The sequence below is a fragment of the Microbacterium xylanilyticum genome, assembly GCF_054654695.1.
Map to the genome: position 1 here is coordinate 383,991 of NZ_BAAIEN010000002.1, position 24,537 is coordinate 408,527.

At 68.0% G+C, this 24,537-nt stretch carries 26 protein-coding genes and 3 tRNA genes; 14 read left to right on the forward strand and 15 right to left on the reverse strand.

The features are described from left to right. Positions 1-8: 8 nt before the first annotated feature. On the forward strand, positions 9-335 hold the full coding sequence (locus tag ACYQ1L_RS02295) for a DUF7882 family protein (protein WP_460002654.1): 327 nt from the start codon (positions 9-11) through the stop codon (positions 333-335). 6 nt (positions 336-341) lie between these two features. Here ACYQ1L_RS02295 and ACYQ1L_RS02300 read toward each other — a convergent pair whose 3' ends face one another. Beyond that, positions 342-947 carry a GNAT family N-acetyltransferase gene (locus tag ACYQ1L_RS02300; RefSeq protein WP_460002655.1) on the reverse strand — a complete coding sequence of 202 codons (606 nt, stop codon included), beginning with the start codon at positions 945-947 and terminating at the stop codon, positions 342-344. A 173-nt stretch (positions 948-1,120) separates the two neighbouring features. On the opposite strand from ACYQ1L_RS02300, the gene ACYQ1L_RS02305 reads away from it, so the two are divergent. Then, on the forward strand, positions 1,121-1,366 hold the full coding sequence (locus ACYQ1L_RS02305; RefSeq protein WP_460002656.1) for a hypothetical protein: 246 nt from the start codon (positions 1,121-1,123) through the stop codon (positions 1,364-1,366). 53 nt (positions 1,367-1,419) lie between these two features. Here the strand turns inward: ACYQ1L_RS02305 and ACYQ1L_RS02310 are convergent, their stop codons facing one another. Then, positions 1,420-1,935: a GyrI-like domain-containing protein gene (locus tag ACYQ1L_RS02310; protein ID WP_460002657.1), complete on the reverse strand. Its 516-nt coding sequence runs from the start codon at positions 1,933-1,935 to the stop codon at positions 1,420-1,422. 378 nt (positions 1,936-2,313) lie between these two features. Here ACYQ1L_RS02310 and ACYQ1L_RS02315 point away from each other — a divergent pair, with 378 nt between their 5' ends. Both ACYQ1L_RS02315 and ACYQ1L_RS02320 read left to right on the forward strand, forming a co-directional pair. Continuing rightward, positions 2,314-2,631 carry a transposase gene (locus ACYQ1L_RS02315; protein ID WP_460002658.1) on the forward strand — a complete coding sequence of 106 codons (318 nt, stop codon included), beginning with the start codon at positions 2,314-2,316 and terminating at the stop codon, positions 2,629-2,631. 50 nt (positions 2,632-2,681) lie between these two features. Further along, positions 2,682-3,578: a transposase gene (locus ACYQ1L_RS02320; protein WP_460002659.1), complete on the forward strand. Its 897-nt coding sequence runs from the start codon at positions 2,682-2,684 to the stop codon at positions 3,576-3,578. A gap of 274 nt (positions 3,579-3,852) precedes the next feature. Here the strand turns inward: ACYQ1L_RS02320 and ACYQ1L_RS02325 are convergent, their stop codons facing one another. From ACYQ1L_RS02325 to ACYQ1L_RS02360, 8 genes are all read right to left on the reverse strand, one after another. Continuing rightward, positions 3,853-4,533: a FadR/GntR family transcriptional regulator gene (locus ACYQ1L_RS02325; protein WP_460002660.1), complete on the reverse strand. Its 681-nt coding sequence runs from the start codon at positions 4,531-4,533 to the stop codon at positions 3,853-3,855. 50 nt (positions 4,534-4,583) lie between these two features. Further along, positions 4,584-5,648 (reverse strand): Gfo/Idh/MocA family protein, encoded by a 1,065-nt coding sequence (locus tag ACYQ1L_RS02330; protein ID WP_460002661.1) that lies wholly within the window; start codon positions 5,646-5,648, stop codon positions 4,584-4,586. Then, positions 5,645-6,643, reverse strand: coding sequence for a Gfo/Idh/MocA family protein (locus ACYQ1L_RS02335; protein WP_460002662.1), 999 nt, complete (start codon positions 6,641-6,643; stop codon positions 5,645-5,647). Before ACYQ1L_RS02335 ends, ACYQ1L_RS02330 begins: the two co-directional genes overlap by 4 nt. Continuing rightward, the gene (locus tag ACYQ1L_RS02340) at positions 6,640-7,743 is read right to left on the reverse strand and encodes a Gfo/Idh/MocA family protein (RefSeq protein WP_460002663.1); all 1,104 of its coding nucleotides are present in this window, start codon (positions 7,741-7,743) and stop codon (positions 6,640-6,642) included. The genes ACYQ1L_RS02335 and ACYQ1L_RS02340 overlap by 4 nt, the downstream gene beginning before the upstream one ends. Beyond that, entirely contained in the window at positions 7,740-8,747 is a 1,008-nt protein-coding gene (locus tag ACYQ1L_RS02345; RefSeq protein WP_460002664.1) for an oligopeptide/dipeptide ABC transporter ATP-binding protein, read from the reverse strand. Before ACYQ1L_RS02345 ends, ACYQ1L_RS02340 begins: the two co-directional genes overlap by 4 nt. Continuing rightward, positions 8,744-10,705: a dipeptide/oligopeptide/nickel ABC transporter permease/ATP-binding protein gene (locus ACYQ1L_RS02350; RefSeq protein ID WP_460002665.1), complete on the reverse strand. Its 1,962-nt coding sequence runs from the start codon at positions 10,703-10,705 to the stop codon at positions 8,744-8,746. The genes ACYQ1L_RS02345 and ACYQ1L_RS02350 overlap by 4 nt, the downstream gene beginning before the upstream one ends. Then, entirely contained in the window at positions 10,705-11,664 is a 960-nt protein-coding gene (locus ACYQ1L_RS02355) for an ABC transporter permease (RefSeq protein WP_460002666.1), read from the reverse strand. Before ACYQ1L_RS02355 ends, ACYQ1L_RS02350 begins: the two co-directional genes overlap by 1 nt. Positions 11,665-11,732: 68 nt before the next feature. Next, positions 11,733-13,334: an ABC transporter substrate-binding protein gene (locus tag ACYQ1L_RS02360; RefSeq protein ID WP_460002667.1), complete on the reverse strand. Its 1,602-nt coding sequence runs from the start codon at positions 13,332-13,334 to the stop codon at positions 11,733-11,735. Between the two features lie 263 nt (positions 13,335-13,597). Here ACYQ1L_RS02360 and ACYQ1L_RS02365 point away from each other — a divergent pair, with 263 nt between their 5' ends. The 7 genes from ACYQ1L_RS02365 to ACYQ1L_RS02395 all read left to right on the forward strand — a co-directional run bounded on the left by ACYQ1L_RS02365 (position 13,598) and on the right by ACYQ1L_RS02395 (position 19,924). After that, complete coding sequence (locus tag ACYQ1L_RS02365) at positions 13,598-14,539, forward strand: dihydrodipicolinate synthase family protein (protein WP_460005746.1); 942 nt, start codon at positions 13,598-13,600, stop codon at positions 14,537-14,539. Continuing rightward, on the forward strand, positions 14,536-15,663 hold the full coding sequence (locus tag ACYQ1L_RS02370; protein ID WP_460002668.1) for a Gfo/Idh/MocA family protein: 1,128 nt from the start codon (positions 14,536-14,538) through the stop codon (positions 15,661-15,663). Before ACYQ1L_RS02365 ends, ACYQ1L_RS02370 begins: the two co-directional genes overlap by 4 nt. Then, the gene (locus ACYQ1L_RS02375; protein WP_460002669.1) at positions 15,656-16,633 is read left to right on the forward strand and encodes an ROK family protein; all 978 of its coding nucleotides are present in this window, start codon (positions 15,656-15,658) and stop codon (positions 16,631-16,633) included. The genes ACYQ1L_RS02370 and ACYQ1L_RS02375 overlap by 8 nt, the downstream gene beginning before the upstream one ends. Next, positions 16,630-17,319 carry an N-acetylmannosamine-6-phosphate 2-epimerase gene (locus ACYQ1L_RS02380; protein WP_460002670.1) on the forward strand — a complete coding sequence of 230 codons (690 nt, stop codon included), beginning with the start codon at positions 16,630-16,632 and terminating at the stop codon, positions 17,317-17,319. The genes ACYQ1L_RS02375 and ACYQ1L_RS02380 overlap by 4 nt, the downstream gene beginning before the upstream one ends. Next, positions 17,316-18,311, forward strand: a complete 996-nt coding sequence (locus tag ACYQ1L_RS02385; protein WP_460002671.1) for a DUF4862 family protein — start codon at positions 17,316-17,318, stop codon at positions 18,309-18,311. The genes ACYQ1L_RS02380 and ACYQ1L_RS02385 overlap by 4 nt, the downstream gene beginning before the upstream one ends. Positions 18,312-18,319: 8 nt before the next feature. Continuing rightward, on the forward strand, positions 18,320-19,021 hold the full coding sequence (locus ACYQ1L_RS02390; protein WP_460002672.1) for an SGNH/GDSL hydrolase family protein: 702 nt from the start codon (positions 18,320-18,322) through the stop codon (positions 19,019-19,021). Positions 19,022-19,111: 90 nt separating this feature from the next. After that, positions 19,112-19,924, forward strand: a complete 813-nt coding sequence (locus ACYQ1L_RS02395) for a glucosamine-6-phosphate deaminase (protein WP_460002673.1) — start codon at positions 19,112-19,114, stop codon at positions 19,922-19,924. 329 nt (positions 19,925-20,253) lie between these two features. Here the strand turns inward: ACYQ1L_RS02395 and ACYQ1L_RS02400 are convergent, their stop codons facing one another. Continuing rightward, on the reverse strand, positions 20,254-20,469 hold the full coding sequence (locus ACYQ1L_RS02400; RefSeq protein WP_460002674.1) for a hypothetical protein: 216 nt from the start codon (positions 20,467-20,469) through the stop codon (positions 20,254-20,256). 258 nt (positions 20,470-20,727) lie between these two features. Here ACYQ1L_RS02400 and ACYQ1L_RS02405 point away from each other — a divergent pair, with 258 nt between their 5' ends. Further along, the gene (locus ACYQ1L_RS02405) at positions 20,728-21,048 is read left to right on the forward strand and encodes a hypothetical protein (protein WP_460002675.1); all 321 of its coding nucleotides are present in this window, start codon (positions 20,728-20,730) and stop codon (positions 21,046-21,048) included. Positions 21,049-21,927: 879 nt separating this feature from the next. On the opposite strand, the gene ACYQ1L_RS02410 is transcribed toward ACYQ1L_RS02405, so the two are convergent. The 3 genes from ACYQ1L_RS02410 to ACYQ1L_RS02420 form a co-directional block, all read right to left on the reverse strand. Next, positions 21,928-22,000, reverse strand: a tRNA-Phe gene (locus ACYQ1L_RS02410). Positions 22,001-22,078: 78 nt separating this feature from the next. Continuing rightward, positions 22,079-22,152: transfer RNA gene (locus ACYQ1L_RS02415), tRNA-Asp, on the reverse strand. 27 nt (positions 22,153-22,179) lie between these two features. Beyond that, positions 22,180-22,252: transfer RNA gene (locus ACYQ1L_RS02420), tRNA-Glu, on the reverse strand. Positions 22,253-22,508: 256 nt separating this feature from the next. Between ACYQ1L_RS02420 and ACYQ1L_RS02425 the strand changes: the two genes are divergently transcribed. Then, a complete protein-coding gene (locus ACYQ1L_RS02425; RefSeq protein WP_460002676.1) occupies positions 22,509-23,072 on the forward strand; it encodes a hypothetical protein in 564 nt (187 codons plus the stop codon). An 18-nt stretch (positions 23,073-23,090) separates the two neighbouring features. Then, positions 23,091-23,873: a M23 family metallopeptidase gene (locus ACYQ1L_RS02430; RefSeq protein ID WP_460002677.1), complete on the forward strand. Its 783-nt coding sequence runs from the start codon at positions 23,091-23,093 to the stop codon at positions 23,871-23,873. Positions 23,874-23,973: 100 nt separating this feature from the next. Here the strand turns inward: ACYQ1L_RS02430 and ppa are convergent, their stop codons facing one another. Continuing rightward, entirely contained in the window at positions 23,974-24,465 is a 492-nt protein-coding gene (gene ppa, locus ACYQ1L_RS02435; protein ID WP_460002678.1) for an inorganic diphosphatase, read from the reverse strand. Positions 24,466-24,537: the final 72 nt, after the last annotated feature.

The window sequence follows — 24,537 nt, forward strand, 5'->3', positions numbered from 1 at the left end:
GAGGCCACGTGGGGACGATGCACTACGGCGGGTCCGCCGCTCCGATCCACATCGAGGATCGCGTGCTCGCGCATCTGAAGGTCGTGATCACGACCAAACTCCGCCGTGGCGAGAGCTTCACGATGTCCTGGCCGCATCGTGATGACGAGCCTGCCGGACGCACTTCGATCTGGCTGCATCCGGCGGTGCCGCTGCGGTTCGTGTTCGAGGAACCGGTGGGCCCGGAACTGGACCGGCAATACCTGGCCGCGCTGGCGAACTCGGCGAACTCCACAGGGGGCATCCACCTCACCGTGGAGGACCTGGAGCGCTGCGTGTGCGAGTCGCATCCGTAGCGACCGTCAGCGAGTCGCCGGCTGCACCATCCGCGCGACCACCCAGCGATGCGGCGAGATCGGGCGGATGCGCTGGAAGCCCCACCTCTCGAAGGTCGGCATCGTGCCGGTGTGCAGGAAGGATCCGGAGACCCGCCGGTCGTCGGTCTCCTCGGGGTAGCCCTCCACGGTGCCTCCGCCGAGGTTCGCGATCGCGGTCAGCGCACCCGCGAGCGCCGCGGAGGCGACACCTCGCTTGCGATGGCCCTTGCCCGTGAAGAAGCAGGTGACGCGCCAGTCGGGAAGAGCGGTGAGCCCCTTCTCGTACGCACGGCTGCTCTTGATCCGCGGCACCTCGGCCGGGCTGCCGCACTGGCACCACCCCACGCAGGCGTCGTGTTCGAACACCAGCGCCGCGTGAGTCGTGCCGGCGGCGACCCGCTCCTGCTTCTCGGCGCGGTTCCGCTCCGCGCTGCGTGAGGGGTCGTTGACGTTCACGTGGAAGCCCATGCACCAGCATCCGCCCCACACGCCGCCCTTGGCCTCGACGAGGGCGGCGAACGCGTTCCAGGTGTCCTCGCCGAGCAGCCGGACGCTCAACCCGCCGGAGGTCTGGTGGAGGATGCCGCTCACCGCTTCATTCTGCGACCGCGGGTGGGGATGGATCCAGTGAGCCTTGCGAAAGGGGGAAGATGCGCAGCGCGCCGGGTTACTGGTGCGGTCATGCGATTGTCCGGATCCCGACACACCTCGCCGACACGGACGTACCCTGGAATCAGTGGCACGTCAGCATCCGAGGAGGAAGCATGAGCGAGGAAGTCCCGAACGCAGGCGGCGACCTGCGCGATGAGAACGAGGGACGGTACACCGACGTCGACGGCAAGCCCGTGACGCGCCGCTCCCTGCGCGGCCGGTACACGCGGACGGACGGCGGCGGGCCGGACCTCGAGACCAAGGGCGCGTACACGGACGCCGAGCACGCGGACCACTCCGCCACGCCCAGTCATTCCGTCCACGATCGCCCGGGGAAGTACACCCGCCACGACCAGTAGCGCCCGGCCGGCGCGCCGCGGGGCGACTCCGACCGCGGGCTCGCCTGACAGGTTCAGCTCTCGGGCGCGGCCTCGGGGTTCGCCGGCTCGGCCTCGGCCGCTCCACGAGCGGTGACGGGCCATTGCACGAGTGTGCGCCATTGCGATGAGTCGCGATCCACGGATGGATCGCTCAGGTAGCTCTCCCACATGATCGCGCCAGGGATCAGATCGTGTCCGGCGATGAACTGCTCGATCTCGGCGTATGCCTGGCCGATGCTCGTGTAGGACCCCACGTGCAGGGCCTCGACGATCATGCCCGCCGGCAGCGATCCCGGCGAGACCTCGCCGGAGGCCTGGATGGGCCGTTGGACCGGGAAGCCGGCCTCGACGTCGACGACGGCGCCGGGCATGCCGTGATACTCCCCGAAAGGCGGGCCGATGGGATGGACCCCTTGTGCGGTGAGAACTCGCATGGTCGCGCCGAACGCCCGCGAGAAGAACCCCGGCAGCTCCGCGATCGGTACGGTCTCACGAACGACGGCGGTGTCGACTGCTTGATGTTCGACGACATGGATGTCCGCACTCATGGTCCTGCTCCTTCGGATCTGTGGCGCTCACAGCATCCGTCGAGCGGGACGGTCGAGTCGGGTCGTTGGTCCCGTCTTCCACCTGCATCGACAGCGGTTTCGCGGCAGGAGCCCGATGAACCCAAGGCTCCGCCTGCGCTATCCGTCGAACAGCCAGGGCTCTCGGTATTGCGACCGATCGCCGAGCGCGTCCACCAGCTCCTGCGGGCAGTCGAGCCGACGCTCGTCGGAGTCGCTGCCGCGGAAGAAGCCGGAGAACACACCGTTCGTGAACGCGACGTCGATCCGGTAGCAGGTGTAGACCCGCTGAGGCTCGGCTGTCGCGCGTCAGACTTTGTGGCAGGACTATTGATTGAGTCCTGAGCGGAGAGTTTGACCATGGGTAGACCACCAGTGATCCCGGTGGAGAAGAAGACGAGGATCGTGCTGAGCATCCTCGCCGGCGAGATGACGATCGCTGAAGCGGCTCGGCGTGAGAAGGTCAGCGAGCAGTCGATCGGCCGGTGGAAGGCGGACTTCCTCGAAGCGGGCAAGACCGGGCTCGCCGCAGGCAAGTCCGGGCCGTCGACGCGGGAGCAGCAGCTCGAAGCGGAGATCACCGAGCTGACCCAGGCGCTCGGCGAGGCCGCGGTCGAGATCCGAGTGTGGAAGAAATCGGCGGAGGGCCGCCTGGGCCCTTCGAAGACCTCGAGGTGATCCGCGTCGAGGCGGGCATGTCGACTTCGAGGTTCGTGAAGCTTATCGACATGCCCGAACGGACCTGGCGGCGCTGGCAGGCCAAAGCGCGCCAGGAGCAACCGCCGAAGGGCCCCTGGCCGCAGCCGGCGCGGGACGCCGCCCGCGACCTGGCGACCAAGCACGCGCTGAAGCACCCGGCGTGGGGCCACCGGAAGATCTGGGCGCTGACCCGCCACGACGGGCACAAGGTGTCGCAGGCGACGGTGCTGCGGTTGCTGCGCGATGACGGGCTGATCCTGCCGTCCGAGTACCAGAAGCAGCGGCGCGAGCTGGCGAAGGACCGGAAGGTGGCGTTCGCGAGCAACCCGACCGGCCCGAACCAGGTCTGGCAGCTGGACTTCAGCGAGTTCGAGACCACCCAGGGTGGGACTTGGCGGATCGCCGGGTGCCGGGACTGGTATTCCAAGATGGAGCACCCGTTCCACGTGTCGCCGACCGCGAATCAGTACGACGCGATCGCGGCGATCGAGCTCGCCCTCGCCGACTACGAGGCGATGTTCGGGCACCCGCTCATCGCCGAATGTCAGGTCGATCCTGAGACGGGCGAGCTGCTGCCGGTGGTGACGATCGTCACGGACAACGGCGGCCCATTCCGGTCGCTCAACTTCGAGCTGTTCATCATGAGACACCCCGAGCTGAAGCACGTCCGCACCCGGGTCAAGAGCCCCGGGCAGAACGGGTCACGCGAACGCGGGTTCGGGACACTGAAGTACGAGCGGCTGTTCCTCGACGAGATCCCCGACGCATTGACCCTGATCGAACGGGCCGAGGACTACCGCGCCGAGTACAACACTGAGGGCCCCCACGAGGCGATCGCCTGGAACCGGCCCCTGGAGGTGCACATGGGCCTGGCCGACCCCACCATCCCCACCTTTGAAAGAGAAGAAATCCTGCCAACTACTTGACGCGGGACAGTCGAGGACCGGTGCGGGTGGGGTTGCGGAAGCAGACGCGGGGAACGCCAGCAGCAACCCGGTCGCGAGCAGCCCAGCCAGAAGCAAGGATGCTGTGCGGGGGGATTTCATCAGTGGACCTGCCTTCATCATTGAAACGGTTGGCATTTGATGATGTTCAGTTGCGCGGCTCCGGCCAGAACAGCGGCCTTCGCCGATGAGGTTAATGGATGTCGGACGTGGGATGTCTTGCGTCGGGTGGGGCTCGCGCCATGGCGTTGCGGTCTCAGCGCTGCTGTCCGAGGGCTGCCAGGTGCTCGCGGATGCCGCGGAAGTGCTCATTGAGTCGTTCCGCCGCGAGCGCCTTGTCCCCCGCGCGGAGGGCGTCGAGGATCAGCCGGTGCGCGTGCGCGTTCTCGGTCAGGCTGTGAGGCTCGATCCCGGCTTCTTCATGGATCTGCCGGTAGACGTTCCAGAACACTTCGAGCAGGCTGGAGAGTAGCTCGTTCTGCAGAGGGATGTAGAGGAGCCGGTGGAAGTCCTGGTCCTCGTCGATGAAGTGCCGGCCGGCGGCGGCTGCTTGCTCCATCTCCGTCACCCGGGCCTCGAGAGCGGTCAGGTAGGCGGGTGTCATGGCGTCGACGGCCAGGCCGATGAGTCCCGTTTCCAGCGCCTGCCGGACGTCGACGAGCTCGAGCGCCTCCCGGCCGCCGTGCTGTAGCGACAGGCGACCGCGGAACGCGAGACTCGCGCTGAGCGATTCGAAGCTGGTGGAAGCGACGTAGGTGCCGAAACCGTGCCGGATCTCGACGACGCCGAGGGCCTGGAGGACTTTGAGTGCCTCTCGGACAGTGTTGCGGCCCACGCCGAGCGCAGCGCAGAGGTCGCCTTCGGTCGGCATCGGGTCACCGACATCCAGGCCGCTGTTCAGGATGATGTCCATGATGTCGTTCTGCAGGGTGCGCATGCGCTCCTGAGCACCGAAACGCGCCGGCCGCATCATTGCCGTTTCCGTCATCACGATTCGTCCTTCACTGTCGGCTTGTCCATCAATGTAACGGTCCGGCCCGTCCTGACCGCTTCGTAGGAAGCGTGTGTGACTGCAAGACTGGCGCGCGCGTCGGCGAGGGTGTAGCTCGGGGAGCGGCGATCGGCGATTGCGCCGATCAAGGAGTCGAGGAACAGCTCGACGGCGATCACGGAGCTGGCGCCGAAGACGGGTTCGGCGCCCTGCAGTCCGTCGGTACGGAAGATCGAGACGGCGGGCTTGTCGTCATCCGAGATGGCGTGCCCATGCGAGCCGAGGAGCCGGATCGAGGAGGACACAGGCCCATGCCCCGGGGCGGCGGCGACGCGGCCGAGCGTGACGGTCGCGGTGACCCCGCGCTCGAGCAGCAGGGACACCACAGCGGTGTCCTCGACCCCGGACGCGCGGTGGGTTTCCTGGAAGAGGGTCGCCACCTCCGCGTAGACGTCGACGACTTCCAGGCCCGTCAGGTAGCGCACGTAGTCGGCGGGGTACAGGAGGAAGTTCAGCAGCTCGCCGCCGCCGGACAGCGCCGGATCCGTGACGAGCTCGGGGCGTTCTACGGAGGTGGCGAAGTGGGCGCCGGATGCGAACCACTCGACGTCGACGTGCAGCGGCAGGCCGAGGTGACCGGCGTCCACCCAGCGGCGCAGGCGCTGCACCGCCGGGGAATGAAGACGGTTGACGACCGAGGCTGTGCCTCGTGACTGCTTCTCCGCGGCGATGATCCGGTCGACCTCGTCCACGGTGACTGCGACGGGCTTGTCCACGAGCACGTTAAGGTCGGCCTCGAGCGCCGCGATCGCCAGCTCCGCATGCCGGGTGGGTTCGCTACACACCACGATGAGGTCGCAGACGCCGGGGGCGAGGAGTTCTGCAACGGAGAGCTGGGGCAGCTCATGCTGGTGCGCGAATCGCCGGGAGTCGGCGACGATCCACTCGGCCGCGTCCTCTGCCTCAGCGACCCCGACGACGGTGGTGCGCGGGTCCGAGAGGAACGTCGGAAGGTATGACTCCGCGTGTCGCACCGCGGACAAGAATCCGACTTTGATCATGTGATCTCCTCTGTGCGCAGGTCGACCGGCTGGCCGGTGTCCAGTGACCGTTGTGCGGCGAGGGCGGCCGCCAGCGCGGCTCTCACCTGCTCGGTGCGGACGATGGGCTCGGCACGACCGTCGACCACGTCGATCCAGTGCGCGAGCTGATGCTGCATCGCGTCCTCGACGGATGGCAACGCGGCGGATGCGGCGGACGAGTGCAGCACCGGGTCATCGTCGGTCGAATGCGCGACCGTGCCATCTGTGCCTGCGACGACGATCCGCCGGAACATGTCGCGCGGTTGGGCCAGCGAATACGAGATCTCCAGGGTGGCGAGGGAGTCGTCTTCGAAACGGACGAGCAGCTGGAAGGAGTCATGCACGGGCATGCCGGCCGCGAAGCTCGGGAAGGAACGAGCGAAGACGCGCACCGGGCGGGCGCCGAGGAGCCAGGTGGCGACGTCGAGGAGGTGGGTGCCGTTATGCACTGGATGCCCGCCGGAGCGTGCCCGGTCGAGCTGCCAGCCGCGCCATCCTCCGGGCCACACGTACCCGGTGTACCAGCTGACGTGCGCGAGGCGAGGCCGGCCGATGGTCCCGCCGTGGATCGCGGACGCGAGGGCGGTGACCGCGGGCTGGAAGCGCACGGTCTGGCCCACCATGAGCGAGGTGCCGGCGCCCTCGGTGGCGGCGACCATGCGGTCGAAGTCGGCGAGCGCGAGGGCGGCGGGCTTCTCGACGTGCACGTGCTTGCCCGCCGCGCCGGCCGCGATCGTGAACGGTGCGTGGGCGGGGGTGGCGTTGCACACGTCCACGGCGACGACGGTCGGGTCGGCGAGAATCCGGTCGTAGTCGTCCGTGGCGATCGAGCCGGGCGCGAGCGCCGCGACGCGCCCCGCACGGGCGAGATCGGATCCGTGCACGTACGCGATCTCCACGCCAGGCAGCGCGCTCAGCGCACGCACGTGGTCGGCAGCGATGACGCCCGAGCCCGCGATGGCGACCCGGGTCATCGCAGCATCCCCATGGAGGAGGAATCGGCCGCGCCCGCGTCGAAGGAGACCTGGCGCTCCGCGGCGTTGGCGTTGGAGCGGATGGCGGCGAGCGCGGCGGCGGCCGGGAGCTCGGTGAGCGTAGTCGAGGCGCCGCGCACCGCGGCGGCGACCTCATCGAGCTCGCAGGTGACGGCCGTGCGCATCCAGAGCGGTCCTGGGCCGCCCGTGTTGTAGGCCTGTGCGGCACGGGCGGCCTCGCGCAGTGACTCGTTCGAGGCGTCGTCGTCGAAGACGCCGGTCACCTCGGCGGACGCCCCGTCGACGAACCGCGTCACGGTTCCCGCACGGAAGTCGGCCTCCAGGCTCGCTGCGGAGCCCGAGATCCGAAACCACCATTCGGCCCTATGCGCCGACGTGGCGACGCTGTGCCGCCCGAGCGCGCCGGACGCGGTGCGCAGCACGGTCTCCGTGACGCTGTCCGCGACATGAGCGCCGTGCGGCAGCGGTGCTCCGGCGACGCCCACGACCGCGGCGGGCTCGCCCAGCGCCCACACCACGAGGTCGAGCTCGTGGATCTCGTGCAGCAGTTCACCGCCGCTGCGGCGCCGGTCGAGCTTCCACCAGTCGCCGGGATCGGCGGGCAGGTGCACGATGCGGCGGCGGGCGCCCGCGGCCTCGACGACGGTGCCCAGCTCACCCGAGCGAGCCTGTGCGACCATGCGGCGCACACCGGGGAAGGCGCGCATCACGTGCCCCACGATGAGACGCCCGGGGGCGCCCTGCGCCGCGGAGACGATCCCGCGAATGGACTCCTCATCGATCCCGAGCGGCTTCTCCACGAACACGTGCTTGCCGGCGCGGAGCCCCGCGAGCGCCGGATCCGCATGCAGATGGTTCGGCGTCGCGACGACCACGAGATCGACGTCGGGATCGGCCGCGAGGTCGTCGGCGGAGGCGTGCACGCGGGCGCCGTGCGGCTCGGCGAGACGCCGAGCCGCATCGGGTGCGATGTCGGTGACGGCGACAACGACGAAGGCCTCGTGCTCGGCGCAGGCCGAGGTGATCATGGCGCCGAAGAAGCCGGCGCCCACGACGCCGACGCGGATGGGCGTGGTCATGCGGTGCCTCCCATCCCCGCCGCGACGGGCGCGGGGGTCAGCGGGTGGTAGCAGCGCGCGGTGTGCAGCGGCAGCTCCTGGAAGCGGCTCACCGGTGGCATCTCGGTCGCGCACTGCTCGGTGGCCTTCCAACAGCGGGTGCGGAACGGGCAGCCGGACGGCGGGCGCACGGCCGACGGCACCGGACCCTCGAGAGTGATCGGCGTGATCTCCTCGACCAGGCTCGGCGTCGCCGACAGCAGCGCCTCCGTGTACGGGTGGCGCACCCGGTCGGGGACGGCCGAGGCGGGGGCCTCCTCGATGATGCGGCCGAGGTACATCGTCACGATGCGGTCGCTCATGCGCTTCACGGTCTGGATGTCGTGCGAGATGAACACCATGGCGAGGTCGAGCTCTGCTTTCAGCTCGAGCAGCAGGTTGAGGATCTGCGCGCGCACCGAGACGTCGAGCGCGCTCGTGGGCTCATCGGCGATCAGCACCGACGGCTGCAGCGCCAGCGCCCGGGCGATCGCGACACGCTGGCGCTGACCGCCGGACAGCTGCGCAGGCAGCGCGTCCGCGGCGCTGGTGGGAAGCCCGACCAGATCCATCAGCTCGGCGACCCGCGCGGTGCGCGAGGCCGCGTCGCCCACGCCGTGCACGGTGAGCGGGTCGCGGAGGATCGTCTTGACCGGCATGCGCCGGTTGAGCGCGGTGGACGGATCCTGGAACACCATGCCGACGTTGCGGCCGAACTGCGTGCGGCGGTTCGCCGTGGACATCTTCCACAGCGACTCGCCGCGGAACAGCACCTCGCCCATCGTCGGTCGCTGCTGCCCGACGATGGTCTTCGCGAGCGTGGACTTGCCGCATCCGGACTCGCCGACCACGCCTACGGTCTCACCGGCGTGCAGGTCGAGATCGGCGCCGGTGAGCGCGTAGACGGTGTCCTTCGCGAAGAGTTTTTCCGAGTTGATCCGGTGCTGGACGTGCACGTCCCGCAGCGAGATGACCGGTTCGGTCATGCCGGGACCTCCGTTCGTTCCTGCGCGACATCGCGCGCGGGATGGTGACAGGCGACTTCGTGGATGAGGGGGATGCCGAGCAGCACCGGATCCTCGCGCCTGCAGACCGCGGTCGCAGCCGGGCAGCGATCCGAGAACCGGCAGCCGGCGGGGAACGCGGCCGGAGACGGCACGACACCCTTGATCTGGGTGAGCTCCGCGTCGCCGGACTCGAGGGAGAGCACAGCGGACAGCAGCCCGCGGGTGTAGTGGTGCGCGGGCGCACCGACCACATCGGCGATGCCCCCGGTCTCGGCGACCTCTCCGCCGTACATGACGACCACGCGGTTCACGATGTCCGACACCAGGGCGAGGTCGTGCGAGACCAGAATCAGGGCAAAGCCGAGCTCCTCCTGCAGCCTCAGCAGTAGTTTCATGACCTGCGCCTGCACGGTCACGTCGAGCGCGGTCGTCGGCTCGTCGGCGACGATCAGCTTCGGGTCGCGCGAGAGCGCCATGGCGATGAGCACGCGCTGGCGCTGTCCGCCCGAGAGCTCGTGCGGGTAGGCCTTGAGCGTGCGGGCCGGATCCAGGTTCACCAGCTCGAGCAGCTCAGCCGGCGTCCGGTGCCCGCCGCGGCGGGTCAGCTGGGTCAACTGCTGCCGGATGGTCATCGCGGGGTTCAGCGAGCTCAGCGCGTCCTGGTAGATCATCGACATACCGCGCCCCATGAGCGCCCGGCGGTCCTTGGCCCGCATACCGACGAGTTCGGCACCGTCGAAGACCATGCTGCCGCCGATCTGCGCGCCGCGCGGCTCGAGGCCCATCACGGCGAGGCTCGTCAGCGACTTGCCGCAGCCGGACTCGCCGATCAGACCGAGGACCTCTCCGGGCCGCACCTCGAACGAGACGCCGTTGACGACGTTGACGCCGTTGTGACGGTCGGGGAACGCGATCGTCAGGCTGTCGACCGAGAGCACGGGCGCGACATCCGCGATCGGCTGGACCCGTCGCCGGATCCGCGCGCCCGCTTCGCGCAGGCCGACGATCTCAGGGACGGCCTCGGCGCCGCGGTCGACGTCCTCCGCCTCCTCGGTCACGGCCTGGGCCGCCGCCTTCGACGACTTCGCGGACGGGGCCGCGATCGCGTCGGTGAGCCCCTCGGCGAGGATGTTCAGGCAGAGCACGGTGGCGAAGATGACGAGGCCCGGGAACAGGGTCGCCCACCAGCCGCCCGTGAGCAGCAGGTTCTTGCCGTCCGAGATCACGCTTCCCCAGGAGGGGTTCGGCGGCTGCACGCCGGCGCCGATGAACGACAGGGACGCCTCGAACACAATGGCGTCGGCGACCATGACGGTGCAGAACACCAGGATCGGCGCGGCGACGTTGACCGCGACGTGCCGGGTCACGATGAAGAACCGCCGGGCGCCGATGATCTGCTCCGCGGCGATGTAGTCCTCCCCGTACTGCGCCTGCACGTTCGCGCGCACGATCCGCGCGATCGACGGCATGTACAGGAAGCCGATGGCGAGGATCAGGACGAACACGTCCCGGCCGAAGACGGCGACGAGCACAGCGGCCAGCGCGATGCCGGGGAAGGCCATGATGATGTCGAGGATCCGCATCACGGTCTCGTCGATCGCGCGGCGGCTGGTCGCCGCGAACGCGCCCACGACGGCGCCGGCGACGAGAGCGAGCACGGTCGCGCCGAGACCGATGGCCAGCGACCAGCGACCGCCGTACAGCAGGCGGCTGAGGATGTCGCGGCCCTGGCTGTCCAGGCCCAGCAGATGGGCGGCGCTGGGCGCCTTGTCAGCCGCGGCGGTCTGCATGTTCGGGTCGAACGCGGTGAGCAGCGGCGCGAACACCACGGCGAGCACGATGAGCGCCAGCACGGCGACGGCGATCCAGGCGCCGAGCGTGAGACGCCCGAGGCGGATCCCGGGACGGGTGAGGGTCTTGGTGAGGTTCTTGCGCATCAGTGGCTCGTTCGCAGTCTCGGGTTGGCGAGCATGGAGAGGATGTCGACGATCAGATTGATCACGACGAATCCGAGGGCGATCGTGAGCACCACGCCCTGCACGATCGCGGGCTCGTTGTTCTTGACGGCCTCGATCATGAGCTGCCCCATGCCGGGGAGGTTGAACATCTGCTCGATCACGACGGCGCCGCCGAGGAGGTAGCCGATGCGCAGACCGAGCACGTTCAGGGGGTTGATGAGGGCGTTGCGCATCACGTTGCGGCCGACCACGACGAACGGGGGAAGACCTCCGCCGCGGGCCGTGCGCACGTAGTCCCGGTCGAGCTCCTCGACCATCGAGGTGCGCACGATGCGGGTCATCTGCGCGGCCAGCGGCAGTGCGAGCGCGAGAGAGGGGAGCGTCATCGTCATGAGCCAGCCGTAGACGGAGTCGGCCGGGTTCACATAGCGGGACGACGGGAAGATCGGGAAGGTGATCGAGAACCACTGCACGAGGAGCAGGGCGACCCAGAAAGACGGCGCGGCGACACCGCCGAGCGTCAGGATCCGGATGGTCTGATCAGGCCAGCGGTCGCGGAACACCGCCGAGACCGTGCCCAGGGTGAACGAGATCACCACGGCGATGAGAAGGCCGAGGAAGGTCAGCTGCAGCGTGAGCGGCAGCGCGGTCGAGATGAGAGTCGTCACGTCCTGGCCGGTGGCGAGGCTCTTGCCCAGGTGGCCGGTGACGATCTGGCCGAGGAACGCGAAGTACTTGATGAGGAACGGCTGGTTGAGTCCGTGTGCCTCACGGAACTGCTCAAGCTGGTCGGCGCTCACAGGGGCGTCGGCGAAGACCGCGACGGCCGGGTCGGTGGACGAGAACTGCATCACGGTGAACACGAACAGCACGATCCCGAGGAGCAGGGGGATCAGTGTCAGCAGGCGTCTGCCGATCATTCTGAGGACGACGGTCACGATGGATTCCTAACAGAGTTCGGGCGGATCGGGGTGCGCCGTTCGGGCGGCGCACCCCGATCGACGGGTCAGCCCTTGGCCTGGGCGTCCATCATGTAGACGCCGGGGATGTTGAGTGCCTTGACGCCGCTCAGCTTCTTCGCGTCCCATGCAGTGAACAGCTGCATGTGCATGACCGGGTAGATGACGCCTTCATCCGCGATGGCGTTCAGCGCCTTCGTCATGTCGGCATCCGTGGTCTTCTTCGAATCCGACTGCTCGGCGGCGGTCAACTGCGCATCGAGCGCGGCGTACTCGGGCGTCGTGCCCCACTTGTTCCACTTCATGAACGTGTTCGTGTTGGAGTAGAACCAGCGGACGTTGAGGTCCGCATCCGTGCCGAACTGGTTCGGGTTTCCGGAGAACGTGAGCACGTCAGCCGGGTCGCCCTGGGCGACCTTGGTGTTGAAGGTGGCGGTCTCGACGACATCGAGGTTCGTGGTCACGCCCACGGCCGCCCAGTCCTGCTTGATCGCGTTGACCGCGGTCGTGGTCCAGGAGATGTTGGTCGACAGCAGCGTCAGGCTCAGGTTGCTGACGCCGGCCTCCGCCAGCAGCTTCTTGGCCTCGGTGGGGTTGTAGTCGTACTGCGTGTCCGCCTTGGAGTAATACGGGCTCGACTCCTGCAGGAAGCTCGTCGCCGGGGTGCCCTTGCCGGCGATGGACACGTCGATGAGCTTCTTCGTGTCGATGGCCATGCGCAGCGCCTGGCGGACCCGCTTGTCGTTGAACGGCGCCTTGCTCGTGTTGAAGGCGAGGCCCAGCAGGTTCATGCTGCTCGCGCCCTGCACCGTGAGGCCCTTGCCCTTGAGCGTGTCGACGGTGTCCTGCGGGATGTTGTCGGCGATCTGCACACCCGAGACGCCCGACGTGAGCAGGCTGGTGCGTGCGGCCGCGTCCACGGACACGTTCCACTGCATGGAGTCGATCTTCGGGTGGAGGGGACCGTTGTAGTCCTTGTTCAGCACGAAGGAGGTGAACGAGGTGGGCTCGGTGGCCTTGATCTCGAACGGCCCCGACCCGAGCTGGTTCTTGGCGTCGGCGTAGAAATCGTCGGCCTTGCCGTCGAAGACGTGCTTCGGCATGATCTTCAGGATCGAGAAACGGTCCAGCGCGTACGGGAACGCGTTCTTGAGGTCGAGCTTGACGGTGTGGTCGTCGACCTTGACCGCGTCCTTGAGCCAGCTGGAGAAGAACGCCGTGGTGATGACCGGTTTCTGTGCGTTCAGCACCCGATTCACGGAGAACACCACATCGTCGGCCGTGACCGGCTTCCCGTCGCTCCACTTCGCTCCCGAGCGGAGCTTCACCGTCCAGCTGAGCAACTTGGTGTCCTTCGGCAGCTCCGCGGCGAGTGCGGCGTAGGGCTTGCGGTCGACCGGCGAAGAGTCCCAGAGCGCCTCGTAGATGTGGTTCTCTGCCGACATCGCGAACGCGGATCCCGTGTTGAGCGGGTCCCAGGAGCTGTTGTTGTTGTAGCCGATGGCGACGTCGACGTGGCCTTTCGCGGCAGCCTGTCCGACCGACGTGCTGGACTGCGGGCCGGAGCAGGCGGTGATCAGCGAGACGGTGGCGACTGCGGCGACCAGGCCGGTCAGTTTGGCGAACCTGCGGACTCGGGATCTCTGCAACTTCGTTGTTGATTCCACTGCTGTTCCTCTCGGAATGTGTGCGGGGCGGGTGCAAGGAGGACGATCCACATAGGACGTCCCACCTCCTTGATGAGAGACCGTAACCACTTTTGCGTCGCTTCGTCAAGAAGAGATTCTTCCGGATCGAAACGAAGCGTTGACGGCGGCATGCGACTTTGTCATACTTCAAGCCACAAGGACATCCCACGTCCTATCACCAAGAGATTCGAAGGAAGATTGTGACCAACGCGACCACCGCACCGATGTCATCCGCGGACCAGAAGAACGAGGCGCGGGGCTACCAGGGCATCATCCCGCCCGTCGTCACTCCTCGCACCGCCTCGGGGCTCGTCGATGCAGAGGCGCTGCGTCGAGTCGTCGCGCATCAGCTGGCCGGTGGCGTCGATGGGCTGTTCGCGCTCGGCTCCTCCGGCGAGGTCCCGTACCTGACGCAGCAGGAGCGCGAGCTCGTCGTCACGACGATCGTGGACGAGGCTGCCGGACGCGCGCCGGTGCTGGTCGGAGCGAACGAGCAGACCACTCCTCGTGTCGTCGCGGAGGCGCAGAAGCTCGCCGATCTGGGCATCGACGGGCTCGTCGTGACCAGCCCGTTCTACGCGCTGTCGGACCAGGCCGAAGTCGCAACGCACTTCCGGACCGTCAAGGACAGCACCGGGCTGCCCGTCTTCGCCTACGACGTGCCTGTGCGCACGCATCTCAAGCTCGGGATCGATCTGATCGTGGAGCTCGCTGAAGAGGGAGTCATCGCGGGCCTGAAGGACTCCTCAGGAGACGACGTCGCCTTCCGCAAGGTGCTGCTCGCCACGGCTCACCTTCCGGAGTTCCGCGTCTTCACCGGTCACGAGGTCGTCGTCGACGGCGCGCTGCTCGGCGGTGCCCACGGCGCCGTGCCCGGACTCGCCAATGTCGACCCTGCAGGCTACGCGCGCCTCTATGCGGCCGCGAACTCCGGAGACTGGACAGCCGCCAAGATCGAGCAGGACCGACTGGCGCAGCTGTTCCGGATCGTCGACGTGTCGGAGCCGGGCATCTCCGCCGGCGCAGCCGGCCTCGGTGCCTTCAAGACGGCGCTGCAGATCATGGGCGTGATCGAAAGCAACAAGATGAGCGAGCCGATGCGGTCGCTGGGCGCCGCGGAGGCGGATCGGATCCGGGGCATCCTCGACCACGCGGGATTGCTGTGAGCGAGACCACCGTGGGGTACGGCATCGTCGGTGCCGGCTACCTCGGCAAAGCCCTGGCACGCGGGTTCGCGGCTCAGCCCGGAGCGCGCATCGTGGCGGTGTACGACCCCGGGAATGCTGGACCGCTCGCCGCCGAGTTCTCAGCCTGGACCGCGGGATCGCTGCCGGAGCTCCTCGCCGCTCCCGAGATCGATGCGGTGGTCGTCGCCTCGCCGAACTGGGCCCACTACGAGCAGGTGCTCGGCGCCGCGCGCGCTGGCAAGCATGTGTTCTGCGAGAAGCCGGTGGCGCTGTCCTATCGCGACGCGGACGAGATTATCCGCGCCTGCGAGGAGGCGGGCACCACATTCTTCGCCGGGCACGTCACGACCTACATGGCGGGCGTGCGACGCGCGAAGGAACTCATCGCAGCCGGTCGGATCGGCGATCTCACATTCGTGCGCGCCGTCCGCACGACGTGGGAGGGCCATGGCGGCGGACACAGCTGGAAGAAACAGACCGCGCTTTCCGGCGGTCACCTCTATCACCACATCCATGAACTCGACTTGGTGCAGTCGCTGCTCGGCCCCGCAACACGCGCCACCATGATCGGCGGCAATGTCGCACACCATGATGATGACGACGGCGACGAAGCGGACCTGATGGCGATGCTCCTGGAGTTCGATGGCACCCGCTTCGCGGCCCTCGAGTACGGATCCGCGTTCCACTGGCCGGAGCACCACGTGCTCATCCAAGGCACGGAGGGTGCCATTCGCCTCGGCTTCCAAGGGGACGGTTGCACGCTGCGCACACCCGGGAAGGTCGAACATTTCCCCCTCCATCGCTCGGTCGAAGAAGAGGAGAGCAGGGCAGCGTTCTATCGCGCCGGCGACGACGACGCGGCGGGCCTGTTCGGGACTCCCGAGACCGATGTCCCGCTGTGGCTGTCCGGGATCCTCGACGAGGAGACGGCGAGCTTCCACCGACTCGTCGAGACCGGTCAGCTCGATGCGGAGTTCCGCCCGCTCGCCGATGGCAGCGCGGCCCGTTCCGCTCTCGCCACCGCGGACGCGCTCACCCGTTCCCTGCACGAGCGCAGAACGGTCGACGTGGCGGAGATACGGCAGGGCCGCCGCGATGAGTGAGACGCGGATCGCGGTCGGCATCGATATCGGCGGCACCAAGACCGCGGTCGGGCTGGTCCGCGATGACGGCACCATCATCGCTCGCGCCGAAGCTCGGACGCCGTCCGCGGCGGGGGCGGACGCGGTGCTGGCGACGGCGTCCATGCTTGCGACGCGGATCATCGCGGACGCGGACGAGCCCGTTCAGGCGGTCGGCGTCGGGTCCGCCGGCGTCATCGAACCGGCGCAGCGTGTGGTGCTCTCCGCCACGGACACGCTGCGCGGATGGGCCGGCACCGAGATCGGCCGGCGGCTCGAAGTCTCCCTGGCGCTTCCGGTCGCCGTGGACAACGATGTGCGCGCGCATGCCGTCGGCGAAGCTCGACACGGTGCAGGCCGCGGACGTGCGTCAGCGCTGGTCATCGCGGCCGGCACCGGGGTCGGCGGCGCCTTCGTCCTCGACGGACGGCCCCTGACCGGAGCCGCCGGCGCTGCGGGCCACTTCGGCCACATCCCGAGCGTCGAGGCCCAGGGACTGCCCTGCACCTGTGGAGGATCAGGGCACCTCGAGATGATCGCGGCCGGCCCTGCCGTGCTCGCCGCGTACCAGCGGGCGCGGAGCGCGTCGGACGGGGAACCCGCCGGCGAGAAGGATACCCGCGACGTCTTCGCCCTGGCTCAGGCCGGCGACGCCGTCGCCCGCACCGTGATCGCCACCGCGGGCAGGGCACTTGGTCGCGCAGTCGGCGGTCTTGTGAACGCCCTGGATCCCGAGATCGTCATCATCGCCGGTGGACTCTCCGGCACCTCGGACCTGTGGTGGGATCCGCTGCGGGCCGGATTCACGGACGAGACGATCGATCTCGTCCGCAGGTGCCCGGTCGTACCGGCGGAGCTCGGTTCGGACGCAGCGATCGTCGGAGCCGCGATGCTGGCGCTGGACGACGTCGGAGCCAAACCGCAAACCGCTTCAACAGGAGCCTTCTCGTGACATCCACTCCCCTGCCCCCACCTCTCACCGCTCTCGCGGGCGGGGTCGTCGTTTCCTGCCAGGCGTACCCGGGCGAGCCGATGCGCAGCCCCGAGACGATGGCCCAGGTCGCTGCCTCCGCGATGATCGGCGGCGCCGCGGGAATCCGCGCGCAGGGCCCCGGCGACATCGCCCTCATCCGCGACCGCGTCGCGTTGCCCCTGATCGGCCTGTGGAAGGCCGGCAGTGCCGACGTGTTCATCACGCCGACCCTGCGCCACGCGATCGGCGTGCACGCGGCCGGCGCAGATGTGATCGCTCTCGACGGCACTCGGCGGGAGCGTCCGGACGGCCTCACCCTCGCCCAGACGATCCGCCGGCTCAAGGATCAGACCGGTGCACTCGTCATGGCCGATACTGGCTCGCTCGACGACGCGCTCGCTGCCGTCGACGCCGGGGCGGACTGCATCGGGACGACGCTCGCCGGCTACACGCCGGATCGGCCGAAGCTCGCTGGTCCCGACCTCGAGCTGATCGCCCTCGTCGCGGACGCTGTGGAGCTGCCCGTCATTGCGGAGGGTCGCATTCACACGCCGGCGCAGGCTGCGGAGGCGATGGCGGCGGGGGCGTTCTCCGTCGTCGTGGGCACCGCGATCACGCATCCGGCGTCGATCACGCGCTGGTTCGCAGACGCGGTGCGCGGATGAGCTTGATCGTCGGCGCCTATGCGGCTTCTCCTGGCCATGCGCGCTGGGATCCTGCCGCGGAGCAGGAGTTCTTCGAGGGACTCGAGGCGATTCCGGAGGTGCGCGGGCTGGAGCTGCCCTGGACCGGATCCGTGCACCCGCATGACGACCGCTGGCTGCACACGCACTTCCCCCGCCGGTTCGACGCCGTCCTGACCTCCATTCCGGGGACCATGACTCGTCTGCGCGATCAGCCTGCGTTCGGGCTCGCCTCAGAGGACCCGATCGGCCGTGCCGCGGCGGTGCGCGACGCTCTCGCGATGCGCGATGCGGTGCGGCGGCTCGATGACGCCTGTGGACGTCGCGCGGTCATCGCCGTGGAGCTGCACAGCGCCCCGTCGCTGGGCCGCCCCACCGGCGGGACGGTCGACGCCCTGCGCACCTCGCTCGAAGATCTCGTCGAGTCCGGAGGGTGGGACGATGCCGCGCTGGTGATCGAGCACTGCGACGCCGCCGTCGCCGGCCAGACCGCCGAGAAGGGGTTCCTCACGATAGACGAGGAACTCGCCGCGCTGGAGGGACTCTCTTCCGCCGTCGGCATGTCGATGAACTGGGGGCGATCAGCGATCGAACTGCGGAACGCGGATCGCGTCGCGACGCAGATCCGGCAGGTGTCGGACAGCGGCCGCCTGCGAGGCCTGATCCTGTCCGGGGCGTCCGACCTGCCATCACGGTACGGGGCAGCCTGGTCGGACGCCCACCTCCCGCTTGCTCCTGTGGCGGGGACGACGGACAGCGCCGGTTTCCCGATGGGAGAGCCGACGTCGCTTCTGACGCTCGACCTCGTCCGACAGGCCATCGATGCCGCCGGAGATGCCGTGTGGCGCGGATTCAAATTCGGCTGGCCTGATCCCGCCGGGCCGACCGCCCCACGCATCGCCATGATCAGCTCCGCCGCGCGGCTCCTCGCCGCGGAATTCGCCGGCGGGTCGCAGAGGCAGGAAGCGGCTTGATGGATCCCATGACCGCCTCCGCAGACGCCGACGTCCTCGCCCGCGCTGTCTCCTCCGCCAGACCCCTCACCTGGGTGCTCACCGGGGACTCCATCACGCATGGCCTGGTGCACACCCAGGGCGGTCGCACCTACGCCGAGCACCTGCACGAGATCGTCCGCGGCGAGCTCGGCCGCGTGCACGACGCGCTCATCGACACGGCAATCAGCGGATGGCGGATCGTTCAGATCCTCGACGACTTCGACCGGCGCGTGGCCACCTGGCGCCCTCAGATCGTGACGCTCATGATCGGCACCAACGACTGCTCCGACGAGGGCGTGTTCCCCACCATCGAACCCGCGGAGTTCGCCGCATCTCTCACCGTGTTCGTACACCGCGTGCGCGCGCTCGACGCGCTCCCCGTGCTGCTGACACCTCCCGCGGTCGACGTTCCGAACGCCCCCGAACGCGGCAGGATCGCCCGGTTCGCCCAGGCGGTGCGCGACGTCGCGGCCGCGGAGCGGACGATCCTCGTGGACCAGTTCGCGCGCTTCGCCGAACTCGGAGCCGGCGGCGTGCCGTGGGGCCTTATGAACGACCCGTTCCACCCGAACGCGGCGGGGCACGAGGCCCTCGCGCTCGAACTCGCCACCGTGCTCGGGCTGGACCCGGAGAGCTCGCGGGTGCTGCCGAAGCTGCGCGCCGATGTCGCTGCGGCCCGACTTCGGTGACCGGCCTCAAGCGGACGGCGTGAGCAGCATCCCCATCCCCGAACGCCAGCCAGGCCCCGGGGAACACCGAGAACGTACGAAGGAGACATCGTGATCGTCCATGTGCTGCCGAACGCCGACGCTGTGGGGGATCTCGCCGCTTGCGTGATCGAAGCAGAGCTGCTGGACATCGCAGCGCCCGTGCTCGGCGTCGCGACAGGATCGACTCCCGAACCGCTCTATCAGCGTCTGGCCCAGCGCCGACTGCGCGGGTCGCTCAACACGGACTCGCTGCGTGCCTTCGCCCTCGACGAGTATGTCGGACTGCCGGCGGAGCATCCCGAGAATTACCGACGGGTGCTCGAACGTGTTTTCGCTGAACCGTTGGGGATCCCGGCAGCGCGACTGCACGTCCCGGACGGAGCCGCAGCAGACACAGCCGCCGCCGCGGCTGAGTACGAGCGCAGCATTCTGCTCGCCGGCGGGATCGACGTGCAGATCCTGGGCATCGGCGGCAACGGCCACATCGGATTCAACGAGCCCGGCAGCGACTTCCGCTCGGTGACTAGGCCCGTTGAACTGACCGCCTCAACCCGCAGTGCTAATGCGCGCTTCTTCGACGATCCGGACGAGGTGCCTGCCACCGCGATAAGTCAGGGGCTCGCGACCATCCTCCGCGCGCGATCGATCGCGCTCATCGCCACCGGGTCTGGCAAGGCGCCGGCGGTCCGCGCGGCCCTCACCGGGGCGGTCGACCCCGGCATGCCTGCTTCGATTTTGCAACGGCATCCGCGCCTGCGCGTGTACCTAGACGGCGCCGCGGCGGCCGAGCTCGACCTTGCGCTGCTGAGCTCCTTCGCTGTGGTGCGGGACTGGCGTATTTACGATGATGAGGCCTGGGTGGGCAACCCCGTTGATCGGTGACTTCTGCACCGCAACCACGCGACGTCAAGATCCTCCCCACATCGACGAATCGACATGCAAACGAACACCAAATCAGCGTCGGATCAAGTCGAGCGCAGCACGGAACCTCTCGGTCATCACGGCGAGCGTTCGGATGATGCCACCCGAAGTGCGTCGTGCGAATGCGAGCGAACTTCAGCTCCGCCTTGGGAGCCGGACCGTGAGGACTCTCCCGAAGCTCGGCGGGGCTAGGACACGTTCAAGGTCGACAAGAAATCCCGACCGTTCGAGGGACGTCGGGGCTTCTTGGCCGCGTCCAGCCGGGTGCTGGTTGGCGGCGGGCGCGGCTGCTACTTCTTGACGAGCGTGATCGTCTTGGTAACGCCCATCGCCGTCACCTTGTAGCTCACCTTGCCGCCGGCATAGGCGAAGTCCTTGGTCGCGTCCGTGGAGGTGAGGAGCGCCGTCTTGGTGGCTTCCTCGTCACGCGTCGACCGCCGGGTGGAATTCCCATGAGTGGTGCTGGGCTGTCTGCGCCGAGCGCGTTCCCGGCGTTTCGCTCTCAACCCGCAAATGGGGCTTGGCGCCGATAGTTCGCATGAATCTGAATATCGGCGCTTAGATCGACACCCCTTGAAATGAGATGGGGCTGAGTCTGAGCTCAACGCGCTCGGCACTCAATTACGAGCGGATCTCGCGTTTCTGCACATAAACCGGAACGCGTCGATGTCTCCCGTCGGCGCCGTTGCCTAGCTCTGGCACGAGAAGAGCAGGAGCGGATCGCGGACGAACTGCACGATGCGATCGCGCATGACCTCGCCCTCGTGCTGTTCAATGCGCGCGCACTGCCGAGACAACCCGACGAGGCATCACGGCAGGTGTCACTCACCACGATCGAGGAATCGGCCGAGAACGCGCTGCAGAGCATCCAATCGCTCCTGTCGCTGATGCGCGTGACGAGGCCTGAAGGCGCAGATGAGTGCCCTGCGGCGGTACAACGGCCACGTGATCGAAGCCGTGACCTCTCGGGCCACCTTGTTGAAGGAGACGGGGATCCCGACCAGGGTGTCAGTCCCACAGGGGCGCACTCAGCGTCACGCCGGCAGGCGAGCGGGCTCTCGCAGATACAGTCATCGAGGCCGTGACGAATATCCTCAAGCACGGGCCCAACTCGGAGGCCGCGAGTCTCGACGTCGTGGGGAAGCCTGGCTTCGTCGGCTGTTGGTGACGAATGTCCTTTCAGACGCCGATGCGCGCACTAAGGCACGCTCCAGTGGGCGCGGGCTGCTTCGCGCCGCCAGAGGCTCGCTCAATCCGTCCAGGTCACAAGGGCGTCCGGATCCGTGACGGAACGAGCGTCTGAGGCTTCTTCCCACTCTTCTAGCGGTCGCCATATAGTCGAGTCCGGAACTGGCACAAAGAGTGCGCGCGGATCAACCAGCCTCGAGCCCATGGCACGATGACCTCGTCTCCAGCGGATATCGGACCTTCGAATACCGCAGATCGGTACGGCTCGGGACTGCCCTTTTCCCTGCCAACGATGGGTCCACGCGGATCTTCACGAACGTGGCAGTCGAACCGCCGATGTTGTGGAGCGTCCAACGACCTTCCTTGGACCGGATACTGATCGCCCAGGCCGCCGGGGCGGGGGCGAGTTCTAACCAGGTGCGCCGTGACCGCTTCCCGTCCGATGAACGCGGCGGCCACCACAGAAACGACGAGAGCGATGATCGCGACGGTCAAGGCAGCGGCTTCCCCCGTGGTCATTCGGCCACCTTAGGGGGCTTGGCGAGGGGGACCTGACTCGTCGCTGCCTACCGGCACAAAACGGGCACAGGCCCCGCGGGCGGTGCGCTTCGCCTCGTTTCGTTCGCTCCGCGACCGGGAGCTTCGCTCGCTCTACGACCGGTCAGACAGCCCAGGAACGAGGCCCAGAAACCGCACCTCACCGGGAAAAAAGACGAAACCCCCGCGATGTAGAAGCTACGCGAGGGTTCCTGGGGTGATTGTAACGATCACCCTTGTGGCTCCGACCGGCATCGATCCGGTGACCTTTCGATTTTCAGTCGAACGCTCTACCAACTGAGCTACAGAGCCGCACAGGCCGGAAGGTGGAAGCTTCTGACCTGTGTCCTAGACGAAAGGCCTTTCCGAAGAAAGGCCCGTCGCTTGGAGCGACCCTGACGGGACTTGAACCCGCGACCTCCGCCGTGACAGGGCGGCACGCTAACCAACTGCGCTACAGGGCCAGAACTATGAAATTGTATCGGAAAGAGTGACCCCAACGGGATTCGAACCCGTGCTACCGCCGTGAAAGGGCGGCGTCCTAGGCCGCTAAACGATGGGGCCGGAGGCGAACCTCGGGGGTTCCCTTGCCGACGCTCAAGCATAAGGGGTTCGGCAGGCAAAACGCCAATCGAGGGCGAGTCGGGTTGGATCCCGGGCGTGTCCAGGAGGATGATGGAAGGCGGTCCCGTTCCGTCCCCTTGAACAAGACCAGCACCCGAAGATCCGAAGAATTCCCGATCCCGACCCGGATCCGATGGTTGCGCATGGGACTGATGTTGCTAATGTGACATGAGTGAAACCGGCGAAAGGGAGCCGCGTGAACAATCTCAACATCCGTGGCGCCCGCCGCGATCCAAGCCGGACGTCCGACGTTCCGCGTGCCCGCGCCCGCCGGCGCACGCTCCGCAGCGGCGCTGCTCTGAGCATCACGGCCATTGCCGCGTTGGTCGGCAGCCTGCTCCTCGGCGCGCCTGCGGCGTACGCCGACGACTACCCCAGCTGGGACGACGTGCAGGCGGCGAAGGCCAACGAGGCGGCCGCCGCCAACGAGGTCTCGCGGATCCAGGGCCTGATCGCGACACTGACCCAGAACGTCGCCGACACCAAGGCCGCGGCCGAGGCCGCGGGCAACGAGTACTTCGCCGCGCAGCAGGCCGTCAACGAGCAGGCGCGCCGGCTGGCCGATCTGCAGGCTCAGGCCGATGCGCAGAAGAAGCTCGCGGACGAATCCGCCAGCAAGGCGGGGCAGATCGCCGCGCAGCTCTCGCGCGATGGCGGGGACACCACCGCTCTGCAGCTGTTCTTCTCCAAGTCGACGGCCAACAAGGATGAGCTGCTGCAGCGGCTCGGCCAGATGGATCGGGTTCTCGCGGGTACGTAGGCGATCTACGACAAGGCGGTGGAGGCGAAGAACACTGCGCAGTCGCTCACGGACCAGGCCACTGCCGCCAAGGTCGAGCGCGACCGCCTTGCGAAGATCGCCCAAGACAAGATGAAGAAGGCGCAGGACGCGGCCGACGCCGCCGCGGCGGCCCTCGCCGATCAGCAGACGCATCTGGGGCAGCTGCAGGCGCAGCTCGCCGCTCTCAAGGACACCACGGCGAAGACCGTCGCACAGTATCAAGCCGGTGAGGCCGCGCGTGCCGCTGCGGAGGCTGCTCGTCAGGCGAAGCTTGCCGCGGAGCGCCAGGCCGCCGAAGAAGCGGCCCGCAACAACGCCGGTGGCGGCGGTGGTGGCGGAGGTGGCGGTGGTTCCGGCGGCTGGGTGCGCCCGTTCGGGGGTTACCAGTCGTCCGGATACGGGCCCCGAGTGCCGGATTGCAACTCCAGCGGCTACTGTTCCTCAAGCTTCCACTACGGTGTCGACCTGGCCGACGGCAGTTGTGGTTCGCCGATCTATGCGGCGCATTCTGGGACGGTCGACTACGCCGGTTGGAACGGCGGCTACGGCAATTACATCCGGATCGAGAACGGCGACGGGATGGGCACGGGTTACGGCCACATCCTGGATGGCGGCTTCAACGTCTGGTCGGGGCAGTGGATCAATGCCGGGCAGGTGATCGCGTACGCGGGCAACACCGGCGGATCCTTCGGCTGTCACCTGCACTTCGAGGTCTACGTGAACGACAGCCCGATCAACCCCATCACGTTCATGGAGGGCCAGGGCGTCTACATGGGCTGATCCTCGGATGTGCTGACGAGAAGGACCACGCGAAGACCCCCGGGCCGCTGAGCGGCACCGGGGGTCTTCGTCACGGTCGCGGGGCGCCTTGGAGGGGCGTTCAGTGGCCGTCGTTCTTGAAGCGCTCGATCGCCTCGTCGAGGATCCGCTGCGCCTCGGCGGCGTCGCCCCATGCATCGACCTTGACCCACTTGTTGGGCTCGAGGTCCTTGTAGTGCTCGAAGAAGTGCGCGATCTCCTTCTTCGTGTACTCGGCGAGGTCGTCGACGTCCTGGATGTGCTCCCAGCGCGGATCCTTGCTCAGCACGGCCACGAGCTTGTCGTCGCCGCCGGCCTCGTCGCTCATCTTCAGCACGGCGACGGGACGCACGTTCACGACGACGCCCGGGAAGATCGCCTGGTCGAGCAGCACCAGCACGTCCAGCGGGTCGCCGTCCTCGCCGAGGGTCTCGTCGAAGTAGCCGTAGTCGGCCGGGTATCCGAAGGTCGTGTAGAGCACGCGGTCGAGGTGCACTCGCCCGGTCTCGTGGTCGACCTCGTACTTCACGCGGCTGCCGCGCGGGATCTCGATGACGGCGTCGTGTGCGCCCATGTGTACTCCTCAGAAAAGACGGGTGGATGCCGCGCACAAGCCTACTTGCGTGCGGATCTTCGCGCGTGGCCC

Coding starts and splice junctions, on each gene's coding strand:
- ACYQ1L_RS02325 (WP_460002660.1), bottom strand. CDS start 4,533: ATGCGCACCCTGCAGAACGACATCATGGACATCATCCTGAACAGCGGC.
- ACYQ1L_RS02390 (WP_460002672.1), top strand. CDS start 18,320: ATGACCGCCTCCGCAGACGCCGACGTCCTCGCCCGCGCTGTCTCCTCC.
- ACYQ1L_RS02320 (WP_460002659.1), top strand. CDS start 2,682: ATGCCCGAACGGACCTGGCGGCGCTGGCAGGCCAAAGCGCGCCAGGAG.
- ACYQ1L_RS02330 (WP_460002661.1), bottom strand. CDS start 5,648: ATGATCAAAGTCGGATTCTTGTCCGCGGTGCGACACGCGGAGTCATAC.
- ACYQ1L_RS02310 (WP_460002657.1), bottom strand. CDS start 1,935: ATGAGTGCGGACATCCATGTCGTCGAACATCAAGCAGTCGACACCGCC.
- ppa (WP_460002678.1), bottom strand. CDS start 24,465: ATGGGCGCACACGACGCCGTCATCGAGATCCCGCGCGGCAGCCGCGTG.
- ACYQ1L_RS02385 (WP_460002671.1), top strand. CDS start 17,316: ATGAGCTTGATCGTCGGCGCCTATGCGGCTTCTCCTGGCCATGCGCGC.
- ACYQ1L_RS02305 (WP_460002656.1), top strand. CDS start 1,121: ATGAGCGAGGAAGTCCCGAACGCAGGCGGCGACCTGCGCGATGAGAAC.
- ACYQ1L_RS02345 (WP_460002664.1), bottom strand. CDS start 8,747: ATGACCGAACCGGTCATCTCGCTGCGGGACGTGCACGTCCAGCACCGG.
- ACYQ1L_RS02375 (WP_460002669.1), top strand. CDS start 15,656: ATGAGTGAGACGCGGATCGCGGTCGGCATCGATATCGGCGGCACCAAG.
- ACYQ1L_RS02350 (WP_460002665.1), bottom strand. CDS start 10,705: ATGCGCAAGAACCTCACCAAGACCCTCACCCGTCCCGGGATCCGCCTC.
- ACYQ1L_RS02365 (WP_460005746.1), top strand. CDS start 13,598: ATGTCATCCGCGGACCAGAAGAACGAGGCGCGGGGCTACCAGGGCATC.
- ACYQ1L_RS02335 (WP_460002662.1), bottom strand. CDS start 6,643: ATGACCCGGGTCGCCATCGCGGGCTCGGGCGTCATCGCTGCCGACCAC.
- ACYQ1L_RS02340 (WP_460002663.1), bottom strand. CDS start 7,743: ATGACCACGCCCATCCGCGTCGGCGTCGTGGGCGCCGGCTTCTTCGGC.
- ACYQ1L_RS02315 (WP_460002658.1), top strand. CDS start 2,314: ATGGGTAGACCACCAGTGATCCCGGTGGAGAAGAAGACGAGGATCGTG.